Below are 22094 nucleotides of genomic sequence, written 5' to 3'. Positions count from 1 at the left end.
CATGTTCGAACGTCGTCAAAAGGTTCGCGCCACCCGTATCAGGTGGCGTGGTCGTCGATATGCAGCACCGCGCCGGTGACGCTGGCGCCGGCACCGCTGGCCAGCAGCAACAAGGGGCCGTTGAGTTCTTGCAGGCCGGCGTCCTTGCCTCGACCGGCCGCGATGACGTTGACGCGAATGCGGTGCGGTGTCAGTGACTGGGCCATGGCGCGGCTCATGCGGATCAGGCTGCTATTGGCGCGCAGGCACGGGTTCGGCTCGCTGATGGGGCGCGGCGGCGGGTCGATGTTGACGATGCTGCCACCGCGTTCGGCCCGGATCATGTGCAGGCTGGTGCAGTGGACGATGTGATTGTTCAGGGCAACATGTTCGCGCTCGGCGCTGTTGTTGATCAGCACATCGACGCTGCCGAATCGCTCCTGCATGGTGTTCAGTGCCGCTTCGATGCTCGGTCTGCGGGCGCTGTCGAGGCTGACGACCAGGACTTCACCGCCTTCCCAGTGCAGGTCGGCGGCCAGTTGCTCCAACTGCGAAGGGTGCTGGCCACCGAGGGCGACACGGGCGCCGGCGCGGCTGATCAGACGGGCGAAATGCGCGCCCAGGCGGGTGGTGGCATCGGCCACCAGGACGGTCTTGCCGGCCATGGAAAACGGTTGCATGAGATCGCTCATGGACGTACCTGCGCGGGCATCGGGCGACGGGTGATCAGGGCTCGTGGGACAGGTATCCCGGGCGATGGAACAGGCGCGGCGCCGAGCATTTTCAACACCAGTTCCGAGTAATGGCCGATGACGGCATCGGTGCTCCAGCGGCCATCGGCCTGGTACCAGACGCAGGCATGGGTGAGCATGTTGAACAGGGTGCGGGCCATCAATTTGGGTTCGGCGCAGCTCAGCGAACCTTCCTTGACCCCTTGTTCCAGCAGTTCCTGCAGGGCGTTCAGATACTGGCGCCGGGCCTGGCGGACCTGCTCCAGATCATCCTCGGCGAGGCTTCTGAACTCCAGATTGCCGAGCATGGCCTCGTCCTGGTGTTCCAGGTGATAACGCACGTGGCAGGCGATAAAGGCGAGCAGTTTGATATCGGCGGTCACGGACTTTTTGGGGCGATGTCGTGCCCACTCCCGGGACACCCCCTGGAAATACTCGAGAATCAGCTCCAGCAGCAGTTCGTTTTTGCCTTTGTAGTAGAGGTACAGCGTCGAGGCGTTGATGCCGGCTTCAGTGGCGAGCTGGCGCAGGCTCATCGAGCCGAAGCCGTTGCGCGAGATCAGTTTGATGGCGGCCAGGCGGATGTTGCTTTCAGTCATGTTCATGGGAGTGATCCTGCGGTCATCAAAACTCAAGCGAAGTTGTGGCGCAGGAGCTTTTTGTGGCGAGGGAGCTTGTCGGATCGCCGCACCGTCCCGTTGGGCTGCGAAGCAGGCCCGTTTTTTCGGGGCCGCTTCGCGCCCCAGCGGGAGCAAGCTCCCTCGCCACAGTGGTTTTTACCTGCTGCTTATCGCTTTGTGCTTATTGCAGATTGCCGGCCACCGCGATGGTCTGCGCCGTGATGTAGTTCGACTCCGGCGAGCAGAACAGGTACACCGCATCGGCCGCTTCCTGCACGGTGCCCGGACGACCCAACGGGTTGCGTTGGGCGAACGACTTGGCGGCTTCCGGGCTGATGCCGACACGGATGTCACGACCTTCGATGTTCACCGTGGCGCCGGCATGGGCGTCGGCCTTGGTCATGCGGGTTTCGATGAAACCGAAGGCCACGGCGTTGACGTTGACCTTGAAACGACCCCATTCACGCGCCAGCGCACGGGTCATGCCGATGACGCCGGCCTTGGCCGAGGAGTAGTTCATCTGCCCGGCGTTGCCGTTGAGGGCCGACACCGAAGAAATGTTCACCACTTTGCGGAACACCTCGCGCTCTGCCGCCGCATCGGCCTGGGCCTGGGCCTTGATGATCGGGTAGGCCGCCCGCAGGATGCGGAAGGGCGCGGTCATGTGGCAATCGAGAATGGCGTACCACTGCTCGTCGCTCATCTTCTGGATCACGTCGTCCCAGGTGTAGCCGGCGTTGTTGACGATGATGTCGATGGCGCCGAAGTTGTCCATCGCGGTCTTGACGTAGCGGTCGCCGAAGTCCGGGGCGCTGACGTTACCGTGGCAGACGGCGGCTTCGCCACCCAGCTTGCGGATCATTTCAGCGGTCTCGTGGGCCGGGTCGGCGTCCAGGTCGTTGATGACGATGCGCGCGCCTTCGCTCGCCAGTTTCAGGGCGATCTGTTGACCGATGCCACGACCGGAACCGGTGACCAGTGCGACTTTGCCTTCGAGTTTTGCCATGGGGTGTTGCTCCTCAGTGATCAGTTTTGTTTACAGAGCGATCACGGCGTCGCCAACGATCTTGGTCTCGCCGTATTGATTGGTGGTGCGCACTTCGACCTTGATCCGTTGCTCGCCCTCGACCTCGAAGCGCTCGACGACCGTGCCGGTGCAGGTGATTTGGTGACCCAGGTGAGTGATGCCGAGAAAGCGCACGCCGAACTCGCGCAACTGGCGCTGATCGACCCACTGGGTCAGCAGGCGACCGAGGTAGGCCATCGACAGCATGCCGTGGGCGAACACGTCGGGCATGCCGGCCCGGCGGGCGTAATCGGTGTCGATGTGGATGGCGTTGTGATCACCCGATGCACCGGCGAACAGGGCCAGGGTGGTGCGGTTGATCGGCGGCAGGGCCAGTGCTGGCAGGGTGTCGCCGACGTTGATTTTTTCCAGGCTAATCGCGTTCATCAGTGTTCTCCGCTTCAGCTGTTGCGCTGCACAAGCACGCTGCGCAGGTCCGCAACGTGCTCACCGTGCTGATTGGTGACTCGGGTTTCGCGCACCACGAATTCCAGGGCGCCGCCTTTCTTGTCGTAGATGTCGGCGATGCGCACATCGAAGCGCAAGGTGTCGCCGGCATGGGCCATGCGGTGATAACGGAAGGATTCTTCGCCGTGCAAAATGCGCGCGGTGACGATGCCCAGTTCGTCACGCCAGGCGTTCGAAGGAATCTGGAACTCCAGCGAGAACAGAAAGGTCGGCGGCAGCGGCAGGTTGGGATACCCGGCATCGCGTGCGGCCTGTTCGTCAAAGTAAACCGGGTTGCTTTCACCGGTGGCCTTGGCGAAGAAGCGCAATTGCCCGGCTTCGGCGGTCACGAGGAAAGCGGGCAGTTGTCTGCCGATGTGTTTCTTGTCGATCATCTGCATGGCTCCTAAGCTCTGCGGGCGCGTCAGTTTTTCTGGTAAACGGTGACCACGCAGGCGCCGCCCAGGCCGAGGTTGTGCTGCACCGCAATACGCGCGTCCTGCACCTGGCGTTGTTCGGCGGTGCCGCGCAATTGGTGGGTCAGTTCAAAGCACTGGGCCAGTCCGGTGGCGCCCAGCGGGTGGCCCTTGGAGAGCAGGCCGCCGGACGGATTGGTCACCCATTTGCCGCCATAGGTGTTGTCGCCATCGTTGACCAGTCGCTCGCCGCCGCCTTCGGCGCACAGGCCCAGGCCTTCATAGGTCAACAGTTCGTTCTGCGCGAAGCAGTCGTGCAGTTCGATGACGTCGATGTCCTGGGGGCCGATGCCGGCCTGGTTGTAGGCGATATCCGCCGCCATGCGCGTCATGTCGAATCCGACCACGCGGATCATGTCCCTGGCGTCGTAGGTGCTCGGCAGGTCAGTGGTCAGCGCCTGGCCTGCCATCAATACGTCGGTGCGCAGGCCGTGCTTTTTCGCGAACGCTTCGGACACCACGATGGCCGCGGCAGCGCCACAGGTCGGCGGGCAGGCCATCAATCGCGTCATCACGCCTTCCCACAACATCGGGGCGGCCATGACTTCTTCGCTGCTCACCACGTTGCGGAACACCGCCAGCGGGTTATTGGCGGCGTGACGGCTGGCCTTGGCGCGGATCTTGGCGAAGGTTTCCAGTCGGGTGCCGTACTTGTGCATGTGCGCGTAGCCGGCGCCGCCGAACTGGCGGATGGCATTGGGCAGGTCAGGCATGCCGATCAGTTCGTTGGCCAGCACCAGGGCACGTTCGGTGGCCGGTGCGCGATCGGTCCAGGCGGATTTCAAGGCGCCCGGGTTCATGTGTTCGAAGCCAAACGCCAGGGCACAGTCCACCGCGCCGCTTTGTACCGCCTGGCGAGCGAGGAACAGGGCGCTGGAGCCGGTGGCGCAGTTATTGTTGACGTTGATCAGCGCAATGCCGGTCATGCCCACGCGGTACAGGGCTTTCTGGCCGCAGGTGGAGTCACCGTAGACATAACCGGCGTAGGCCTGCTGGATGTCATTGAAATCCACACCCGAATCGGCCAGGGCCTGGCGGATCGCCTGTTCACCCATGACGTCGTAGGGCTCGTTGGTTCCCGGTTTCTTGAACTGGATCATGCCGACGCCAGCAACGAACACTTTATTGCTCATCGTTGTTTTCCTTGTTGTTTGAGAGGTTCAGAGCTTGCGCGCGATCATTTCGCGCATGACTTCACTGGTGCCGCCGTAGATGCGATTGACCCGTGAGTCGACGAAAGCGCGGGCGATCGGGTACTCCATCATGTAGCCGTAGCCACCGTGCAGCTGGACCATGTCATCGATGCATTTCCACAGGGTCTCGGTGGTGAAGAGCTTGGCGATGGCCGCTTCTTCCAGGGTCAGGCGCCGGCGCATGTGCTCGCCCAGGTAGTAGTCGACCATCACCCGCATGGCGGTGGCCTGGGCCTTGATGTCGGCGAGCTTGAATTTGCTGTTCTGGAAGTCCCAGACGGTCTGGTTGAAAGCCTTGCGGTCCTTCACGTACTCGAGGGTCTGCTCCAGCAGGCGCTCCAGCTTGGCGGCGGCGGACACGGCAATGGAGAAGCGCTCCTGGGGCAGTTCGCCCATCAGGTAGGTAAAGCCCAGGCCTTCCTCGCCGAGGCGGTTGCCGACGGGCACGCGGACGTTGTCGAAGAACAGCTCGGCGGTGTCGGCGGCGGCCTGGCCGACTTTCTCCAGTTTGCGCCCGCGCTTGAAGCCGGCGCGGCTGGCTTCCACGGCGATCAGGCTGATGCCCTTGGCGCCGGCGGCCGGGTCGGTCTTGCACACGACAATGACCAGGTCGGCGGTCAGGCCGTTGCTGATGAAGGTCTTGCTGCCGTTGATCACGTATTCGTCGCCATCGCGCACGGCGGTGGTGCGCACGGCCTTGAGGTCGCTGCCGGTGCCGGGCTCGGTCATGGCGATGGCCAGGATGATCTCGCCCGAGCAAATGCCCGGCAGCCACTGCTGTTTCTGTTCTTCGTTACCGCAGCGATTGATGTACGGGGCGATGACGTCCGAATGCATGCCGAAGTAGGCGCCACTCACGCCGGCCCGGGCGAACTCCTCGTTGAACACCGCGCAGTGACCGAAATCACCGCCGCCGCCACCGTATTCGGTGGGCAGGGTGATGCCGAGCAAGCCTTCGCGGCCGGCCTTGAGCCAGGTCTCGCGGTCGACCTGGCCGGCCTTGTCCCAGGCGGCCTGGCGCGGCAGGCATTCGCGTTCGAAAAAGCGTCGCACGGTGGTGCGGAACATCTCATGGTCGTCGCGGAAAACGGTTCGGGCGATGTGCACGCAAGTCTCCTCAAACATGGCAGGCCGGCCTTGGGCCGAGCGCTTACGCAAGGCGCGGACTGCGCCTGTGATCTGAGGGTTACGATAGGTTGGGGGGCTGATACGAACGCCACCCGAGCCGGGTGGCAGGGAAAAAAACACGACGGCGGAGGTGCCAAATAATCCATGTAGGAGCTGCCGCAGGCTGCGATCTTTTGATCTTGTTCTTGAAAAACAAAGTCAAAAGATCGCAGCCTGCGGCAGCTCCTACAGGATTTCAGGGGTGGACGTTGCTGTCATCCTGGGATTCCAGATCGCGCACCCGGGCCACCGCTTCATCGCGGCTGCTGACGCCGAGCTTGCTGTAGATATGGCTCAGGTGCCATTTCACGGTTTCCGGCGAGAGCCCCAAGGCGCGGGCGATTTTCTTGTTGGGCAGGGCCTGGGCCAGCAGGCGCACGACTTCGATTTCCCGCTCGCTCAACGGTTCGATCCCGGCCGTCAACGGTTTGCTGGTGGCCGTTGTCGCAGGTTTGACCTTCGAGATCGCCGGGGTCGTGGCCTCGGCCGCCTGCAAGCGCTCGACATAAAACGCCAGCACCGGGTCCAGGACTTCGCGGGCGGCGATATCGCAGATCAGTTTCAAGCCATCCGGATGGGCGTCGAGGAGGCTGCGCACCAGGCCAAAGCGTTGACCTCGGCGCAAGGCTTCGATGACTTTGATCCGTGCCTGTTCATGGTTGCCGCGTTCGGACTCGATCACGGCGCTGAGCACCAGCAGGCGCGTTGCCCCGAGTTGGCGACGATGCCGGTCGCAGGTTTCGATCAATCGTTCTATGCGATCGCAAGCCCCGTCCAGATCACCCTGGACCAATTGCCAGCGAGCGCGGGCATTCTCGGCCAGGATGTGGATTTCCTTCAGGGCCGTGTGCCCGGCATCCGGGTGACGCGCGTCGATGGCTTCCAGGCGCGCCAGTTTGGTCTGGGCTTGTGCCGTCTCCCCGAGAATCAGCAACCAGCGCACTTGCCAGGTCAGGCAGTAGGCTTGCAGGCGCTCCAGACCGAGTTTGATCGCGTACTCATCCAGCCGCTCGACAAACGCCAGGGCTTCTTGATGGTTACCTGCCAGCCATTGCACATTCCATAACACTTGCAGCACACGCAGGACGGAATCGGGAATCGAAATCCGTTCGAGAATGTCGATCCAGCCCGAGAGCATTTTGAACGCGGCGTCGACATCGTTGGTTTCGTACAGCACCTCACCGAGCAGCGCGGCGGAGAGATAAGTCGCGTCGGCACCGGCCTTGCCACATTGGCCGGCCTCATGCAGCACGTCGCGGTAAACCCTTTCCGCCTGAGTCATCTGGCCTTCAAGGGCCAGGCTCAAGCCAATCATGCAACGACCCTGAAGGCTGCCGGCCGTGGTCCCCAGCAGCGGTTCGCCATTGATCAGCAGGTTCGGCCGGTCGAGTTGTACCTGCCGGGCCTTTTCGTATTCGCCGCGGTGCATGTACAGCCAGGACAGGATGTTGGCGCAGGAGCCGATGGCCACGCTGTTGCTGCCCGGCGGCGGGTTGAGCAGTTGCGGCAGGACCGTCATGGCCGCGTCGGTGTCATCCCGTTGCAGGGCCAGGGAGGCGCGCAGCAGCGAGATCATGAAGTGGTCATGGACTTCGCTCTCGGGAACGTCGCGAAACAGCTGTTCGAGACTGGCGCTGCAGGCCACGAAATCCCTGGCATACAGCTGCATCCGCGCCTTGAGGATGCGCAGCTTGACCCGGGCCTGTACCTGTTCGACCGGCAACAGCCGTACCAGCTCGATCAACATGCGCAGGTCGCCATGGGCGTAGAGCGCCTCGGCGTGTTGCTCCACCAGGTCGGCGGCGGCAGCCGGGTCGCCGCCCATGACCGCATGGTGCACCGCTTCATCCAGGTGATTATGGTCACGGAACCAGTGCCACGCCCGCACGTGCACCGCATGTTGCTCGGCCTGGCTGCGGGAGTCGAAATACTTGAGCAGGGTTTCGCGCAACAACGGGTGCAGGCGATACCAGGTTTCACGTTCGGCGCTGTCCACCGGGATCAGGAACAGGTTGTCCCGCTCCATGCGCGTCAGTAGCGCATTCGCTTCGGCAACCGCCTGGGGGTGGCCGCTGAGAGCGGCGCACAACGAGGCGCAGAATCGATTGCACACGGCCATGAGCAGCAGCAGGTCGAGGTCGGTCGGCGACAGGTGAGACAGCACTTCGACTTCGAAAAATTTGGCGAAGGCTTGATCGTCCCGCAGTTGCGTGTGCACTGACGTGGCGTCAGGGGTGGCAGGCGGGCGGTTCTTTTTGCGGCTGACGGCGAGCAGTTGCAGGCCGGCGACCCAGCCATCGGTCAGCTCATGCATCATCCTGGCGTCGCGGGCATTGACCTCGCCCAACTGCGCCTTGAGGAACTGTTCGGACTCGACCGCCGTGAAGCGCAAGTCCCGCAGGTTCAACTCGAGTACCAGTTCCTGGCTGCGCAACCGCGCCAGGGACAAAGGCACGGCACTGCGCGATACCAGCGCCAGGTGCAGGTTGGCCGGGGCGTAGTCGATCAGCCATTGCAGGGCCTGGTGAATGCCCACGTCGGTCAGGTGGTGCAGGTCGTCGAGTACCAGCACCAGTTCACGGCCACGGCTGGCAATGCTGCGCACCAGGGTGATGACGGTGCGCTCAACGGCCTCGCTGTCGATGCCGCGACCTTCCAGTTGAGTCGCGTCCCGCACCAGCGCCGGGTCGATTTGGCCGAGGCTTGCCAGCAGGTAGTCAAGAACACGCGTCAGTTCGTTGTCGTCCGCCGACAGCGTCAGCCACGCCACGTCGAACCCCAACGGCAACAGCGCCTGGCGCCAGGCGATCAGGGTCGAGGTCTTGCCGCAGCCGGCCGGCCCCTTGAGCACGATGCAGCGCAGGCGTCGGGCCTTGAGCATTTGATCCTGCAGGCGTTCGCGGGAAATCAGGCGCCCGGTGCTGCGCGGCGGAATCAGTTTGGTGCTGACGATCGGGGACTGAACCGGATTGAAGACCTGGCTGGCATGGGGGGCCGATGCATTGGACTTGCGGTGTTTATCCATGGGGCTGTCCGATTCTTTCTTGTTTTGTGGGTGCGTCGAATCTCATCGAGTGTAACCCAGGGCATGGGTGGCATGACCCTGTCTTTGGCGGCCACCACCCGATGTGGGTGGTGGTCGTCGATCAACGGATTGGTCTACTGGAAGGCACAAGAATAGGAGTGCTGTGGCGCTCCGTCAGAACAGTGGAGCGTTGGCAATGGGCGTACTGAGTGGCATTCGGGTGGTGGAGTTTGAGGCAATCGGGCCGGCGCCGTTTGGCACCATGCTGTTGGCCGACATGGGGGCCGACGTGGTGCGCATCGACCGCCCGCAGAAGGCCAGTGACCTGGGGCCGAAGCTGGAAGGCAAGCGTGCCGATATTACTGGGCGCAATCGGCGTTCGGTCACCCTCGACTTGAAGCGCCCGGACAGTGTCGCCGCTGCGCTGGAACTGATCGAACGTGCCGATGTGGTGATTGAAGGGTTTCGCCCCGGCACGATGGAGCGCCTGGGTCTTGGCCCTGACATCGCGCTCGAACGCAATCCGCGCCTGGTCTATGCGCGGATGACCGGTTGGGGCCAGACCGGCCCGATGGCCGACCGCGCCGGGCATGACCTGAACTACATCGCCTTGGCGGGTGTGTTGTCGAGCATCGGCCCGGCCGGTGGGCGACCGGTGCCGCCGCTGAACCTGGTGGGCGACTACGGCGGTGGCGGCATGCTGCTGGCTATGGGCGTGCTGGCGGCGCTGGTCAACGTGCAGCGCGGCGGCGCCGGCCAGGTGGTCGACGCGGCCATGACCGAAGGTGCGGCGCAACTGGGTTCGGTGATCTGGGGCCTGCTCGCCGGCGGGCACTGGAAAGAACAGCGCGGCAGCAACCTGCTCGACGGCGGCGCGCCCTGGTACGACACCTACGAAACCCGCGACGGCCAGTACATGGCAATCGGGCCGATCGAGTCGCGCTTCTATGCGCAGATGCTGGAAATTCTCGGACTGTCCAACGCCGACTTGCCCAATCAGCACGACCAGGCTGGCTGGCCTCGGCTGCGTGAGGCCTTCACCGCTGCCTTCCTGGACCGTACCCGCGAGCAGTGGGTGGCCGCGTTCGAAGGCAGCGATGCTTGCGTTGCACCGGTGCTGGGGCTTGTCGAAGCCGCCCGGCATCCCCACGGCGTTGCCCGTGGCAGCTTCATCGAGGTCGACGGGGTGGTGCAGCCGGTCCCGGCTCCGCGTTTCCTTGGCACGCCATCGGCGCAACCGAAACCCGCTCCCGAGCGTGGCGAACACGGCGGCGACGCACTGCGCGACTGGGGCTACGACGCAGCGGCCATCGAGCGCTTGCGTGCGCTGGGTCTGGGATGGCGCGCCTGAGCGCGTTCGCCCCGAAAAAACATAAAGATCCGTGCAGCGCAGGAGTCACCCATGGCCATTCAGTTCAAGATCATCGATCACGTGGCACTTGTCACGCTCGATGCGCAACAGTCGAACAACGCGCTGACCCTCAGCGATTTGATGCACCTGCGCAAGACCCTGGGCGCCTGCCAGGATGACGAACAGGTGCGGGTCATCGTCCTGACCGGTGCCGGCGAACGTGCATTTTGCAGCGGCGCGAGCCACAAGGAGTCGCTGCTGGCCGCATCGGGTTTCGTCGCCGGCACCCTCAAGAGTCGCGAGACCGAAGCCGAGGAGGGTGGCTACAGCCGACTGTTCGACCTCAGCGACCTGGACATCTGGAAACCGGTGGTTGCCGCCATCAATGGTGCCTGCCTGGGAAGCGGTCTTGAACTGGCGCTGCAATGCGATCTGCGTATCGCTTCGTGCGGCGCTACCTTCGGCTTGCCTGAAGTGTGCGACGCGACCATTCCGGCGGCCGGCGGCGTGCAGTACCTGCTTCGTGCGATCCCGGCGGCACACGCGATGAAAATGGCCCTGACCGGGGAGTCGATCGGCGCGCAGGAGGCTTTGGACATCGGTTTGATCATAGAGCTGCTGCCCCAGGACCGTCTGCTGCCGGCGGCGCTGGATCTGGCCGGGCGCATTGCCGCCAATGGCCCGCTGGCGGTGCAGTCGATCAAGCGCCTGGCCTTGCAGACCGCCCACCTCGCACCCCGGGACTTTGTCACCCAGGCCCATCTGCACTGGGGGTTGCTGCGCGACAGTGAAGATCACGCCGAAGGGCGCATGGCCCAGGCCGAGCAGCGTTCACCGAAGTACACCGGCACCTGACGCAACAGGCAAGCGCCGCATTCGTCCTGACCTGACAACAATAATTCACAGGAGAACCCCATGTATTTGACCCAAGGCCTGCACCGCGTGTTGCAGCAACGTCCCCATGCCGTGGCGACGGTCTTTCGCGACCGCCGCCGCACCTATGCCGAACTGGCCGAGCGGGTGGCTCGTCTGGCCGGGGCCTTGCAGCAACTGGGGATGCAGACCGGCGACCGCGTCGGCCTGTTGGGCCTGAACTCCGACCGGTTCCTTGAGTATTTCCTGGCAACCTGGTGGGGCGGCGGCGTGGTCAACCCGGTCAATATTCGCTGGAGCGTGCCGGAAATCGTCTACTCGCTGGACGACTGTGACACGCGCATCCTGCTGATCGACGACACCTTCCTGCCCATGGCCGAAGACATCGCCGGCAGCGCCAAGGTACGGCCAATGCTGATTCATATCGGCGACGGTCCATTGCCGCAAGGCATGCTGTCCTATGAGCAACTGATTCGTGAAGCTACGCCGGTGGACGACGCCTTTCGCGGCGGTGATGACCTGGCGAGCATCATGTACACCGGCGGCACGACCGGCCGGCCGAAGGGCGTGATGCAGTCGCACATGAACCTGTGGACCGCTGCCGTGGCCCGTGCGGCCGATGTGCCAGTGCCGGCGGATGCCCTGACCCTGCACATCGCGCCGATGTTCCACCTGGCGGCGCTGTCGCGGGTCATCCTGATCTCGCTGCTCGGTCTGCCGAGCATTTTCGTCCCGGCCTTCGATGCCCTGGACGTGATGCGTACCATCGAGCGCGAGCGCATCACCGACATCCTGATCGTGCCGACCATGCTACAGGCCTTGATCATGCACCCGGATTTCGCCAGGCATGAGCTGAGCTGCCTGCGCAGCCTCACCTACGGCGCCTCACCGATTGCCGTGCCCTTGCTGGAGTTGGCGCTCAAGGCGTTGCCCAACGTCGAGTTCACCCAGGGCTACGGCATGACCGAAGCGGCGCCGCCGATTTGCGCCAACGGTCCGCAAAACCACAGCGCCGAAGGCATTGCCAATGGTCGCCTGCGCTCGGCCGGGCGGCCAGGGCTGGGCGTGACCGTGCGCATCGTCGACGAACACGACAACGAGGTGCCGCGCGGCACGGTCGGTGAAGTGCTGGTCCGTGGCCCGAACATCATGCTCGGCTACTGGAACAAACCCGAAGAAACCGCCCAGGCGCTGCGTGGCGGCTGGATGCACACCGGTGACGGCGCCTACATGGACGACGACGGCTATATCTACATCGTCGACCGCTTCAAGGACATGATCGTCAGCGGTGGCGAAAACGTTTATTCGGGTGAAGTCGAAAGCGCGATTTCCAGTCACCCGGCCGTCGCCGCCTGCGCAGTGATCGGCATTCCCTGCGCGCAGTGGGGCGAAGCGGTGCATGCGGTGATCGTGCTCAAGCCCGATCACGAAGCCGCGGGCGCCGCGATCATCGAGCATTGCCGGCGGCAGATCGCGGGCTACAAGACGCCGAAGTCGGTCGAGTTCCGCACCGCGTTGCCGCTGTCTGGCGCTGGCAAGGTGCTCAAACGCGATCTGCGCGAACCGTTTTGGGCCGGCAAGGATCGGGGTGTCAGCTGATGCCACAAGTGAACGGTGGCGCATTGATTCCCGAGGGCTTCTGCGCGCTGGAACAACGCTCGGGTTTTTTGCGCTGTTGCGGCGACTTTTATGTGCATGAAACGCTGCCGATCCTGGCGGTGCGCCTCGAACCGCAGCATCTCAATTACGTGCGCATCGCCCACGGCGGCTTTCTCGCCACGGTGGCGGACAGCGCGTTCGGCGTCATTTTGCGGCGCCTTTCGGTGTCGCAGTCGGTGGCCGTGACGGTCAACCTGAACGTCGATTACCTCGGTCCGGTGCGCGAAGGAGACTGGCTGGAGGCGCATGTGCAAGTGCTCAAGAGCGGCGGCACCTTCATCAATGCCAGCTGCCTGTTGAAGGTCGGCGAGCGCCTGGTGTTACGTGCCAACGGCGTCTTCACCCCCTGGAAGGGCCAGATGCCATGTACATGACCCAATGCCTGCAACGCACGTTGCAACAGAACCCGGTTCAGCTCGCGACGGTTTTCGGTGATCGCCGTCGGACCTATCGCCAGTTTGGTGATCGCGTCGCTCGCCTGGCGGGTGCCTTGCAGAGTCTGGGCATGACGGCCGGCGATCGGGTCGGCATGCTGGCGCTCAACTCCGACCGCTATCTGGAGTACATCATGGGCGTGTGGTGGGGCGGCGGGGTGCTCAACCCGGTGAACATCCGCTGGAGCGTGCAGGAGATCGTCTATTCGCTGGACGATTGCAGTACCGGCATCCTTATCGTCGACGAACACTTTGCACCATTGGCCGAGAAGATCCGCATCAGTGCCCGCCATGTGCCACGGTTTATCTATGCCGGCGAGGGCGAAGTGCCGGTGGGCATGCTGGGTTTCGAGCAACTGATTGCCCAGGCCGCGCCGGTCGAAGACGCCGGGCGCGGCGGTGAAGACCTCGCCTGCATCATGTACACCGGCGGCACCACCGGCTTTCCCAAGGGCGTGATGCAGTCGCATTTGAACCTGTGGTCAGCGTGCATGCCGCGCATGGTCGACATGCCGCCTATCCGTGACGGTCGACTGCTGCACGTGGCGCCGCTGTTCCATGTCGCTGGCATGGCTCGGGCACTGATTCAGTTCATGGCCGGTGAAAGCCATGTGCTGCTGTCGAGTTTCGACGCGGCCCAAGTGCTGCAGGTGATCGAGCGGGAACGGATCACCGAGACGCTGCTGGTGCCGACCATGATCCTGGCGCTGCTGGCCCATCCGGACTTCGATCGCCATGACCTCAGTTGCCTGAAACGCCTGACCTACGGAGCGTCACCCAGCGCTGGCGAAATGGTGGAACAGGTGTTGGTCCGGCTTCCGGATCTCGAGCTTTCTCATTCCTACGGGCTGACCGAGGCCTGCCCGGTGGTGTCGAGCAATCTGCCGTGCAATCACACGCCGCAGGCACGCAAGAGTGGTTTGTCGCGTTCGGTCGGGCGCGGCGGGCTGGGGGTCAACGTGAAGATCGTCGACCCGCAAGGTCAGGAAGTTGCGCGTGGCACGGTGGGCGAGATCATCGTGCGCGGGCCGAACATCATGCAGGGTTACTGGAACAAGCCCGAGGAAACGGCCAAGGCATTGCGAGATGGCTGGTTGTACACCGGCGATGCCGCGCGGATGGATGAGCAGGGATACCTGTTCATCGTCGACCGCTTGAAGGACATGATCGTCAGCGGTGGCGAAAATGTTTACTCGGCGGAAGTCGAAAACGTCCTGGCGCGGCACCCGGCCGTGGCGCTGTGCGCGGTGATCGGCGTTCCCCATGAACAGTGGGGCGAGGCGGTGCACGCGGTGGTGGTGCGCAAGCCCGGTGCCCAGGTCGATGCCGAGCAATTACGCAGGTACTGCCGCGAGTTCATCGCCCCCTACAAATGCCCGAAAACCGTTGAGTTTCGCGACGAACTGCCGCTGTCGGCCGCCGGCAAAGTCCTCAAGCGCGAACTGCGCAAGTAGCCCCCCTAACTGCACCACCAAGACCCTGTGGGAGCGGGCTTGCTCGCGAAGGCGGACCCACATTCAAGATGTGCGTCGACTGACACACTGCTTTCGCGAGCAAGCCCGCTCCCACAGGGGGCCGATTTGCATCCCCGAACTTCACTGTTCAACCACCTTCAATTCGCTACCCGATCCGGGTGGCTTCACGACCCCCCCCCCCGCCAATACAGTGGTTCCACGAACCAGGCGCAAGCCTTGCCTGGCAACCCACTGGAGATCCTGATGCATATCAACCGTACCGTCTACCGTGAAGACCACGAAATGCTGCGCGACACCGCGCGGCGTTTCTTCGAGCGTGAGTGCCTGCCCAAACAGGCGCAGTGGGACGAGGCCGGGCAGGTCGACCGGGAAACCTGGCTCAAGGCTGGCCGCCATAACCTGTTGTGCCTCACCGTGCCCACCGAATATGGCGGTGGCGGTGGTGATTTCGGGCACTCGGCGGTGTTGATCGAAGAGCTGTACCGCGCCGGGGTTTCGGGCTGGAGCCTGGGCGTGCATTCGGACATCGTCGCGCCCTACATCGTGCGTCTGGGCACCGAAGAGCAGAAGCAGAAATGGCTGCCGAAAATCTGCACCGGCGAAACCGTACTGGCCGTCGCGATGACCGAGCCGGGCACCGGTTCCGACCTCAAGGCGATCCGCACCACCGCCGTGCGTGACGGCGACGAGTGGGTGATCAACGGCAGCAAGACCTTCATCAGCAACGGCCTGACCTGCGACATGGTGGTGGTCGTGTGCAAGACCGACCCGAGTGCCGGGGCCAAGGGCTGCAGCCTGATCATGGTCGAGTGCGACCGTGAAGGGTTCCGCCGCGGGCGCAAGCTGGACAAGGTCGGCCAGCATGCCGCCGACACCGCCGAGCTGTTCTTCGACGATGTCCGTGTGCCGGTGGGCAACCTGCTCGGTGAAGAGAACAAGGGCTTCATGCACCTGATGGAAGAGTTGCCGCAAGAGCGCCTGGTGATCGCCCTGTACAGCGCCGCCAAGCTCGAACGCCTGCTGGAGCAGACCGTCGAGTACGTGAAGGACCGCAAGGCGTTCAACCAGACCGTCTGGGACTTCCAGAACACCAAATTCAAGCTCGCGGACATCAAGGCGCAGGCCACGGCCGTGCGCCTGACCATCGACCACTACATCAGTGAGCACATGCGTCGTCGCCTCACGGTGCAGGAGTCGGCCATCGCCAAGCTCCTGGCCACCGAAACGCTGTGGAAGTGCATCGACGACATGGTCCAGCTGCATGGCGGCTACGGCTACATGATGGAGTACCCGATCGCCCGCGCCTTCGTCGACATGCGCGTGACGCGTGTCTTCGGTGGCACCAGCGAAGTGCTGCGCGAACTCATCGCGCGCCAGTTGTGATTCCTTTTCCCGCATTTTTTCAGGTGACACCATGAGCGAAAAAGTACTGGTTGCCGGCGTCGGCATGATCCCGTTCCGCAAGCCCAGCGAGAGCCCGACCTATGTGCAGATGGGCGCCGAAGCGGTGCGTCGCGCCCTGGCCGATGCGGCGATCGATTACAACCTGGTCCAGGAGGCTTACGCCGGTTACGTCTACGGCGATTCCACCTGCGGCCAGACGGTGCTCTACGAAGTCGGCATGACCGGGATCCCGGTGGTCAACGTCAACAACAACTGCTCGACCGGCTCCACCGCGTTGTACCTGGCGCGCAAGGCCATCGAATCCGGCTCGGTAGATTGCGTACTGGCGGTGGGTTTCGAGCAGATGCAGGCCGGTGCGTTGAAATCCCATTGGGACGACCGCCCGCCGACCCGCGAACGTTTCCTGCCGATCCTGCATGGTCTTACCGCCGATATGGATGGCATGGCTCAGGCCATCCGTACCTTCGGTGGTGCCGGGCGCGAATACATACAGAAATACGGCACCAGAATGGAAACCTTCGCCGCTGTGCGCGCCAAGGCCAGCCGTCATGCCGCCAACAACCCGCTTGCATTGTTTCGCAAGGTGCTCAGCGTCGAAGACGTGATGAACGACCCGGTGATTCTGCCAGGCGTCATGACCCGCTTGATGGCCTGCCCGCCGACCTGTGGCGGCGCGGCGGCGATCCTGGTGTCCGAGCGTTTTGCGAAAAAACATGGCCTGCGCCGCGATGTGGAAATTGTCGCCCAGGCCATGACCACCGACACCCCCGAAGCCTTCAACTTCGAAAAACCGTCGATGCTCGACTGGGTGGGCACCCACATGACCCACGCCGCCGTGGGCCAGGTATACGAGAAGGCTGGCGTCGGTCCACAGGACATCGACGTCTGCGAACTGCACGACTGCTTCGCCCAGAACGAAGTGATCTGCTACGAGTCGCTGGGTTTCTGCCCCGAGGGCGGGGCCGAGAAGTTCGTGATGGATGGCGACAACACCTACGGCGGGCAGATCGTGATCAATCCGTCCGGCGGTCTGCTTTCCAAGGGGCATCCGTTGGGTGCGACCGGTTTGGCGCAGTGCTACGAGCTGACCCAGCAATTGCGTGGAAATGCCGAGCAGCGGCAGGTCGACGGTGCGCGCCTGGCCATGGCCCATAACCTCGGGCTGGGCGGTGCATGCGTAGTGACGCTGTACGGCAAAGTCAGTGGAGGTGCCCGGTGAGCAGCTTGCTCGACGCCTTTCGCCTGACCGCGCTGCCGCCACACGCAGAAGCCTTTCGTGCTGAGGTCAAGGCTTTTCTGGCCGAGCATCTGCCAAGGGTTTCGGCGAGTGTGCGAGCGCGCAGCTGGACCGGCTTCGATGCAGGTTTCAGTCGGCAACTGGCGCAGCGCGGCTGGGTCGGCCTGACTTTGCCCGCCGCTTATGGCGGTGCCGGACTGGATGCGTTCAGTCGCTTTGTGTTGGTGGAGGAGCTGCTGTCTGCCGGTGCTCCGGTGGCGGCACACTGGATCGCCGACCGCCAGAGCGGGCCGTTGATCCTGAAGTTCGGCAGCGATGCACAGAAGGATTTTTTCCTGCCGCGCATCTGCGCCGGCCAGGCGTTTTTCTGCATCGGCATGAGCGAACCGAACTCGGGTTCGGACCTGGCCAGTGTGCGCAGCCGTGCCACCCGTTGCCCGGAAGGTTGGCGCCTGAGCGGGCGCAAGATCTGGACCACCAACGCCCATCACGCCGACTACATGATCGCCCTGGTGCGCACCAGTGGTGCGCCCGAGGACCGTCAAAACGGGCTGTCGCAATTCATCATCGACCTCAAGCAGCCGGGCATCAGCGTGCGTCCCATCGTTGACCTGGCCGGTGACGCGCATTTCTCCGAAGTGGCCTTCGACGACGTCTTGCTCGGCGAAGACGCGTTGGTGGGCGAGGAGGGCAGTGGCTGGAAACAGGTCAACGCCGAACTGGCGTTCGAGCGCAGCGGGCCGGAGCGTTTCTACTCCAGCATCGTGTTGCTCGACCTGTGGGCCGAGACGTTGCGGCGCACAGGCGCGACGGCCCAGGAGACTGCGTTGCTCGGTAGTTTTCTCAGCCAGCTCACCTGCCTGCGCAACCTGTCGCTGGCACTGACCGCACTGCTCGCACGGGGTCAAAGCCCGGTGGTGGAAGCCGCACTGGTCAAGGACATCGGCACCGAATTCGAGCAGGCGATCCCGGCGGCGATTGCCGCGGCGATCAGCGCCGATCCGGATGTACCGGTCGATGAGGCGCTCTACAGCACGGTCGCCTACCTGAACCAGGTCGCGCCGACCTTCTCGTTGCGCGGCGGCACCCGGGAAATCCTGCGCGGCATGATCGCCCGCGGCCTTGGCCTGCGCTGATGCACCTCCAACAGGAAATACTTCATGTTCACTGAAGCCATTGAAAAGATCCTCAGCGACTTGTGCACGCCGGCGCGGGTCCGTGCCGTGGAAAGCGCAGACAGCGCAACGACGTTGTGGAGCACCCTGGAAGACAGCGGTTTTCTCGAATTGCTGACGCCGGAAGTCGCCGGTGGCGCGGGCCTTGCGCTCGATGCACTGCTGCCGATTTTTGTCGCCTTCGGTCGCTGCGCGCTGCCGGTCCCGGCGGCGCAAAGCATGGCCGCTCGCGCGTTGATGCGTGACTGCCCGAGCGCGCCACCGAGCGGCATGTTGACCCTGGCCGGTACAGCCCATCGCCAGCCCGATGGCCTGTTGTGCGTGCCACGTGTGGTGTTTGGCTTGATGGCCGATTTTGCGCTGGTCAATCTGGAAGGCCAGTTGTTGCTGCTCGATTGCAGCCTGGCCCGCCGTCAGCCCACGGGCGTTCACGGCAGTCAATGCGCCACCTTGTACTGGACGCAGGACTCACTCGGTAGCGCCATCGGCAATAACGGCGAGGAAGTACGGGTGTTCAACGCCGCCATCCACGCCGCCGCCATCGCCGGGGCCATGGAGCAGGCACTTGCGATGACGCTGGAGTACTGCAACGACCGCGTGCAGTTCGGCAAGGCCATCGGCAAGTTCCAGGCGGTGCAGCATCAGCTCAGCGTGATGGCGGAGCAGGTTGCCGCTTCGCGCATCGCCGCTGAACTGGCGTTTGTCGGCGATTCGCAGGTGCCGCCGCTGATGGCGACGGCCATTGCCAAAGCGCGAACCAGCATGGCGGTGCCTCAAGTCACGGCCATCGCCCATGCATTGTTCGGCGCCATCGGCGTGACCGAAGAACTGGACCTGCAACTGTTCACCCGGCGCCTGCACGAGTGGCGCATCAGCGAAGGTTCGGAAACGTACTGGAACGGGATTGTCGGCCAGGCGTTGCTGACGCAGCCGAACGTCACGGCCTGCGAATTCGTGCGTCACGTCACCCCGTCTCCAACTGCTTGAGGATCAGCCATGAACCCGTTTTTGAAGTACGAACAGGAGGGTCATGTCGTCACCCTGACGATGAATGACCCCGAGCGACGCAATCCGTTGACCGGCAACAGTGCCGTGCCGGAGTTCCTCGAAGCCATCGAACGCATTGAGCGCGACAGCAGCGTGCGTGCAGTGATCATCACCGGCGCCGGCACGGCGTTTTGTTCCGGCGGCAACGTGCGCGACATGGACCGCTATGGGCAAATGTCGGGCATGCAATTGCGTCAGGAATATCGCACCGGCATTCAGCGCCTGCCCTTGGCGCTGTTCAATCTGGAGGTCCCGGTGATCGCCGCGGTCAATGGCGCGGCCATCGGCGCGGGGCTGGATCTGGCGTGCATGTGCGACATCCGCGTGGCGTCCGAACAGGCGAAGTTTGCCGAGAGCTTCGTCAAGTTGGGGATCATTCCGGGGGACGGTGGCGCCTGGTTGTTGCCACGGATCATCGGTCTGTCCCGTGCCACCGAACTGACCCTGACCGGGCAAATGATCGACGCTCGCCAGGCCGAGCAATGGAACCTGGTGTCCCGCGTCGTACCGGCCGGACAACTACTGGAAACGGCGCGGGAAATGGCCAGTGCGATTGCTGCCAACCCGCCTCACGCCGTGCGTCTGGCCAAGCGTTTGCTGCGCGAGGCCTTGCACACCCGGCTCGACACGCTGCTGGAAATGTCCGCGACGTTCCAGGTGCTGTCGCACCAGACCGCCGACCACCGCGAAGCCGTGGCGGCCTTTATCGACAAGCGCGTACCGAGCTTTACCGGGTGAATGTCACCGAGCGTAACGCCCGGCAAATACCAGGTTGTTACAGCGCGTGAAACCTCGCGACCAACACCCCCCCAAATCACCCGTTCGGGTGTGAGGGACGGGCCGCAGCCCCACTAGCATGGGCGCTCCAACACTTAATCCTTAACCGGAGAAACCGCATGACAACAAAAACAATGCGCGGAGTCTTCCAGCCGAGTCTGCTGGCCGTCGCTGTGATGGTTGCCTCTTGTGCGAGCAATCAGGCTCACGCTGTTGAATTCAACATCGGGGAAGTTCAGGGCAATTTCGATTCGTCGCTGTCGATGGGGGCGAGTTGGTCGACGGCTGATCCAGACAAGCAATTCATCTCCAACTTCAACTCCCAGGGCGTTAAAGGTGGCGAGTCCGCCTCCCGGACCACCGACGATAACCGCCTGAATTTCAAGAAGGGTGAAACCTTCTCGAAGATCTTCAAGGGCGTGCATGACCTGGAGTTGAAGTACGGTGACAGCGGTGCCTTCGTGCGCGGTAAATACTGGTATGACTTCGAGCTGATGGACGAGAGCCGCCCGTTCTATGACATCAACGACTCGGGGCGTGATCGCGCGGCCAAGTCCTCCGGCGCGATGTTCCTCGACAGCTTCGTCTACCACAACTACTCGATTGGCGATCAGGTCGGCAACGTGCGCCTGGGCAAGCAAGTGGTGAGCTGGGGCGAGAGTACCTTCATCGGCAACTCGATCAACAGCATCAACCCGATCGACGTCGCCGCCTTGCGTCGTCCCGGTGCGGAAGTCAAGGAAGGCCTGATTCCGGTCAACCTGCTGTACGTGTCCCAGGGCCTGGCCGACAACATCACCGCCGAAGCGTTTTACCAGCTGCAATGGGACAAGTCGGTGGTGGACAACTGCGGCACCTTCTTTGGCAATGACGGCGTACCGCAAGGCTGTGACGACCGCCTGGTGATCGCCGGTCTCGACCTGCCACCGGGCGTGGCGAAGAACACCGGTGGTTTGGCGGCCATTGCCGCAGGCACCGATGACGCCTTTATCCCGCGCCTCAACGACAACGATGCGCGCGACAGCGGCCAGTACGGCCTGGCCCTGCGCTGGTACGTGCCGGAAGCCAACGACACCGAGTTCGGCGCCTATACGATGAACTATCACAGCCGCAACCCGTACCTGAGCATCAACCAGATGAGCAACCCGGCCGGGGGCGTGGCTTCGGCGCGCAGTGCCCGCTACTTCATCGATTATCCGGAAGACATTCGCCTGTATGGCTTGAGCTTCCAGACCAACGTCGCGGGCGTTTCGCTGGGGGGGGAACTCAGCTACCGGCCGAACATGCCGCTGCAACTGAACACTGCCGACCTGTTGTCCGCCGCGACCTTCGGCGCCACATCGCCCTTGATCACCACCGGTTTCGCCGGGCGAACCCTGGGTGGCGAGGTCAATGGCTACAAGCGCATGCCGGTGACCCAGGCGCAGGTGACCGCGACGCAGTTCTTCGATCAGGTGTTCGGTGCCAGTCGCCTGACCCTGGTGGGCGAGGTGGGTTACAACAAGATCAACGGCCTGGGCAAGGCGGACGGTACGGACCTGCGCTTCGGTCGCAGCCCGGCCTTCGGTTCTGGCGAACTGCCGGGCGTCGCAGGCGCGGCCACCTGTCGCGGCACCGCCGCCGGCACTGCGACGGCCAGCAACCCGGCGCAGGAATGCAACAACGATGGCTTCTACACCAGCAGCAGCTGGGGCTATCGCCTGCGTGGCAAGCTCGATTACCCGAACGTGATCGCCGGTATCAACCTGTCGCCGAACATTGCCTGGTCCCACGACGTCCAGGGTTACGGCCCGAACTTCGATGAAGGTTCCAAGGCGGTCAGCCTCGGTGTCGATGCCGACTACCTGAACACCTACACCGCCAGCCTGAGTTACACCAACTACTTCGGTGGTGATTTCAATACCAACGTCGACCGCGATTACGCCGCGCTGAGTTTCGGCGTGAATTTCTGATGCAAC

At 63.4% G+C, this 22094-nt stretch carries 18 protein-coding genes and 1 pseudogene; 11 read left to right on the top strand and 8 right to left on the bottom strand.

Annotated features, from left to right (window positions below):
• Window positions 1-38 precede the first annotated feature (38 nt).
• From BSF40_RS24925 to BSF40_RS24890, 8 genes are all read right to left on the bottom strand, one after another.
• Window positions 39-671 carry an SDR family NAD(P)-dependent oxidoreductase gene (locus tag BSF40_RS24925; RefSeq protein WP_095967225.1) on the bottom strand — a complete coding sequence of 211 codons (633 nt, stop codon included), beginning with the start codon at window positions 669-671 and terminating at the stop codon, window positions 39-41.
• A complete protein-coding gene (locus tag BSF40_RS24920; protein WP_095967224.1) occupies window positions 668-1315 on the bottom strand; it encodes a TetR/AcrR family transcriptional regulator in 648 nt (215 codons plus the stop codon). Before BSF40_RS24920 ends, BSF40_RS24925 begins: the two co-directional genes overlap by 4 nt.
• 196 nt (window positions 1316-1511) lie before the next feature.
• Window positions 1512-2336, bottom strand: a complete 825-nt coding sequence (locus tag BSF40_RS24915; protein ID WP_007974186.1) for an SDR family NAD(P)-dependent oxidoreductase — start codon at window positions 2334-2336, stop codon at window positions 1512-1514.
• A gap of 30 nt (window positions 2337-2366) precedes the next feature.
• Entirely contained in the window at window positions 2367-2783 is a 417-nt protein-coding gene (locus BSF40_RS24910) for a MaoC family dehydratase (protein WP_095967223.1), read from the bottom strand.
• Between the two features lie 14 nt (window positions 2784-2797).
• Window positions 2798-3238 (bottom strand): MaoC family dehydratase N-terminal domain-containing protein, encoded by a 441-nt coding sequence (locus BSF40_RS24905; protein ID WP_095967222.1) that lies wholly within the window; start codon window positions 3236-3238, stop codon window positions 2798-2800.
• A 29-nt stretch (window positions 3239-3267) separates the two neighbouring features.
• A complete protein-coding gene (locus BSF40_RS24900) occupies window positions 3268-4452 on the bottom strand; it encodes a lipid-transfer protein (protein ID WP_095967221.1) in 1185 nt (394 codons plus the stop codon).
• A 27-nt stretch (window positions 4453-4479) separates the two neighbouring features.
• Complete coding sequence (locus tag BSF40_RS24895; RefSeq protein WP_256589588.1) at window positions 4480-5637, bottom strand: acyl-CoA dehydrogenase family protein; 1158 nt, start codon at window positions 5635-5637, stop codon at window positions 4480-4482.
• 238 nt (window positions 5638-5875) lie between these two features.
• The gene (locus BSF40_RS24890) at window positions 5876-8704 is read right to left on the bottom strand and encodes a LuxR C-terminal-related transcriptional regulator (protein ID WP_095967219.1); all 2829 of its coding nucleotides are present in this window, start codon (window positions 8702-8704) and stop codon (window positions 5876-5878) included.
• A 196-nt stretch (window positions 8705-8900) separates the two neighbouring features.
• On the opposite strand from BSF40_RS24890, the gene BSF40_RS24885 reads away from it, so the two are divergent.
• The 11 genes and pseudogenes from BSF40_RS24885 to BSF40_RS24835 all read left to right on the top strand — a co-directional run bounded on the left by BSF40_RS24885 (window position 8901) and on the right by BSF40_RS24835 (window position 22088).
• Window positions 8901-10055 (top strand): CaiB/BaiF CoA-transferase family protein, encoded by a 1155-nt coding sequence (locus BSF40_RS24885; RefSeq protein WP_095967218.1) that lies wholly within the window; start codon window positions 8901-8903, stop codon window positions 10053-10055.
• Window positions 10056-10106: 51 nt separating this feature from the next.
• Entirely contained in the window at window positions 10107-10910 is an 804-nt protein-coding gene (locus tag BSF40_RS24880; protein ID WP_095967217.1) for an enoyl-CoA hydratase/isomerase family protein, read from the top strand.
• A gap of 57 nt (window positions 10911-10967) precedes the next feature.
• Window positions 10968-12527 (top strand): annotated as a pseudogene (locus BSF40_RS24875) (long-chain fatty acid--CoA ligase); the annotation flags it as partial.
• A complete protein-coding gene (locus BSF40_RS24870) occupies window positions 12527-12961 on the top strand; it encodes a PaaI family thioesterase (protein WP_095967215.1) in 435 nt (144 codons plus the stop codon). The pseudogene BSF40_RS24875 and the gene BSF40_RS24870, both read left to right, overlap by 1 nt.
• Window positions 12952-14475, top strand: coding sequence for a long-chain-fatty-acid--CoA ligase (locus tag BSF40_RS24865; RefSeq protein ID WP_095967214.1), 1524 nt, complete (start codon window positions 12952-12954; stop codon window positions 14473-14475). Before BSF40_RS24870 ends, BSF40_RS24865 begins: the two co-directional genes overlap by 10 nt.
• A gap of 264 nt (window positions 14476-14739) precedes the next feature.
• Complete coding sequence (locus tag BSF40_RS24860; RefSeq protein WP_095967213.1) at window positions 14740-15879, top strand: acyl-CoA dehydrogenase family protein; 1140 nt, start codon at window positions 14740-14742, stop codon at window positions 15877-15879.
• Window positions 15880-15910: 31 nt separating this feature from the next.
• Window positions 15911-17119, top strand: coding sequence for a lipid-transfer protein (locus tag BSF40_RS24855; protein WP_095967212.1), 1209 nt, complete (start codon window positions 15911-15913; stop codon window positions 17117-17119).
• Window positions 17116-18273, top strand: a complete 1158-nt coding sequence (locus tag BSF40_RS24850; protein WP_095967211.1) for an acyl-CoA dehydrogenase family protein — start codon at window positions 17116-17118, stop codon at window positions 18271-18273. The genes BSF40_RS24855 and BSF40_RS24850 overlap by 4 nt, the downstream gene beginning before the upstream one ends.
• A gap of 24 nt (window positions 18274-18297) precedes the next feature.
• On the top strand, window positions 18298-19299 hold the full coding sequence (locus tag BSF40_RS24845; protein ID WP_095967210.1) for an acyl-CoA dehydrogenase family protein: 1002 nt from the start codon (window positions 18298-18300) through the stop codon (window positions 19297-19299).
• 9 nt (window positions 19300-19308) lie between these two features.
• A complete protein-coding gene (locus BSF40_RS24840; RefSeq protein ID WP_095967209.1) occupies window positions 19309-20097 on the top strand; it encodes a crotonase/enoyl-CoA hydratase family protein in 789 nt (262 codons plus the stop codon).
• Between the two features lie 158 nt (window positions 20098-20255).
• Window positions 20256-22088 carry a DUF1302 domain-containing protein gene (locus BSF40_RS24835; RefSeq protein ID WP_095967208.1) on the top strand — a complete coding sequence of 611 codons (1833 nt, stop codon included), beginning with the start codon at window positions 20256-20258 and terminating at the stop codon, window positions 22086-22088.
• Window positions 22089-22094 lie beyond the last annotated feature (6 nt).

It is taken from the genome of Pseudomonas sp. ACN5 (assembly GCF_002303975.1).
In the GTDB taxonomy this organism is placed as follows: Bacteria; Pseudomonadota; Gammaproteobacteria; order Pseudomonadales; family Pseudomonadaceae; genus Aquipseudomonas; species Aquipseudomonas laurylsulfatiphila.
This window is presented reverse-complemented; position numbering and strand designations above follow the sequence as displayed.

Bases quoted from the DNA above. Each gene is read 5' to 3' on its own strand.
- BSF40_RS24925 (WP_095967225.1), bottom strand. From the start codon at position 671: ATGAGCGATCTCATGCAACCGTTTTCCATGGCCGGCAAGACCGTCCTG.
- BSF40_RS24920 (WP_095967224.1), bottom strand. From the start codon at position 1,315: ATGAACATGACTGAAAGCAACATCCGCCTGGCCGCCATCAAACTGATC.
- BSF40_RS24915 (WP_007974186.1), bottom strand. From the start codon at position 2,336: ATGGCAAAACTCGAAGGCAAAGTCGCACTGGTCACCGGTTCCGGTCGT.
- BSF40_RS24910 (WP_095967223.1), bottom strand. From the start codon at position 2,783: ATGAACGCGATTAGCCTGGAAAAAATCAACGTCGGCGACACCCTGCCA.
- BSF40_RS24905 (WP_095967222.1), bottom strand. From the start codon at position 3,238: ATGATCGACAAGAAACACATCGGCAGACAACTGCCCGCTTTCCTCGTG.
- BSF40_RS24900 (WP_095967221.1), bottom strand. From the start codon at position 4,452: ATGAGCAATAAAGTGTTCGTTGCTGGCGTCGGCATGATCCAGTTCAAG.
- BSF40_RS24895 (WP_256589588.1), bottom strand. From the start codon at position 5,637: ATGTTTGAGGAGACTTGCGTGCACATCGCCCGAACCGTTTTCCGCGAC.
- BSF40_RS24890 (WP_095967219.1), bottom strand. From the start codon at position 8,704: ATGGATAAACACCGCAAGTCCAATGCATCGGCCCCCCATGCCAGCCAG.
- BSF40_RS24885 (WP_095967218.1), top strand. From the start codon at position 8,901: ATGGGCGTACTGAGTGGCATTCGGGTGGTGGAGTTTGAGGCAATCGGG.
- BSF40_RS24880 (WP_095967217.1), top strand. From the start codon at position 10,107: ATGGCCATTCAGTTCAAGATCATCGATCACGTGGCACTTGTCACGCTC.
- BSF40_RS24870 (WP_095967215.1), top strand. From the start codon at position 12,527: ATGCCACAAGTGAACGGTGGCGCATTGATTCCCGAGGGCTTCTGCGCG.
- BSF40_RS24865 (WP_095967214.1), top strand. From the start codon at position 12,952: ATGTACATGACCCAATGCCTGCAACGCACGTTGCAACAGAACCCGGTT.
- BSF40_RS24860 (WP_095967213.1), top strand. From the start codon at position 14,740: ATGCATATCAACCGTACCGTCTACCGTGAAGACCACGAAATGCTGCGC.
- BSF40_RS24855 (WP_095967212.1), top strand. From the start codon at position 15,911: ATGAGCGAAAAAGTACTGGTTGCCGGCGTCGGCATGATCCCGTTCCGC.
- BSF40_RS24845 (WP_095967210.1), top strand. From the start codon at position 18,298: ATGTTCACTGAAGCCATTGAAAAGATCCTCAGCGACTTGTGCACGCCG.
- BSF40_RS24840 (WP_095967209.1), top strand. From the start codon at position 19,309: ATGAACCCGTTTTTGAAGTACGAACAGGAGGGTCATGTCGTCACCCTG.
- BSF40_RS24835 (WP_095967208.1), top strand. From the start codon at position 20,256: ATGACAACAAAAACAATGCGCGGAGTCTTCCAGCCGAGTCTGCTGGCC.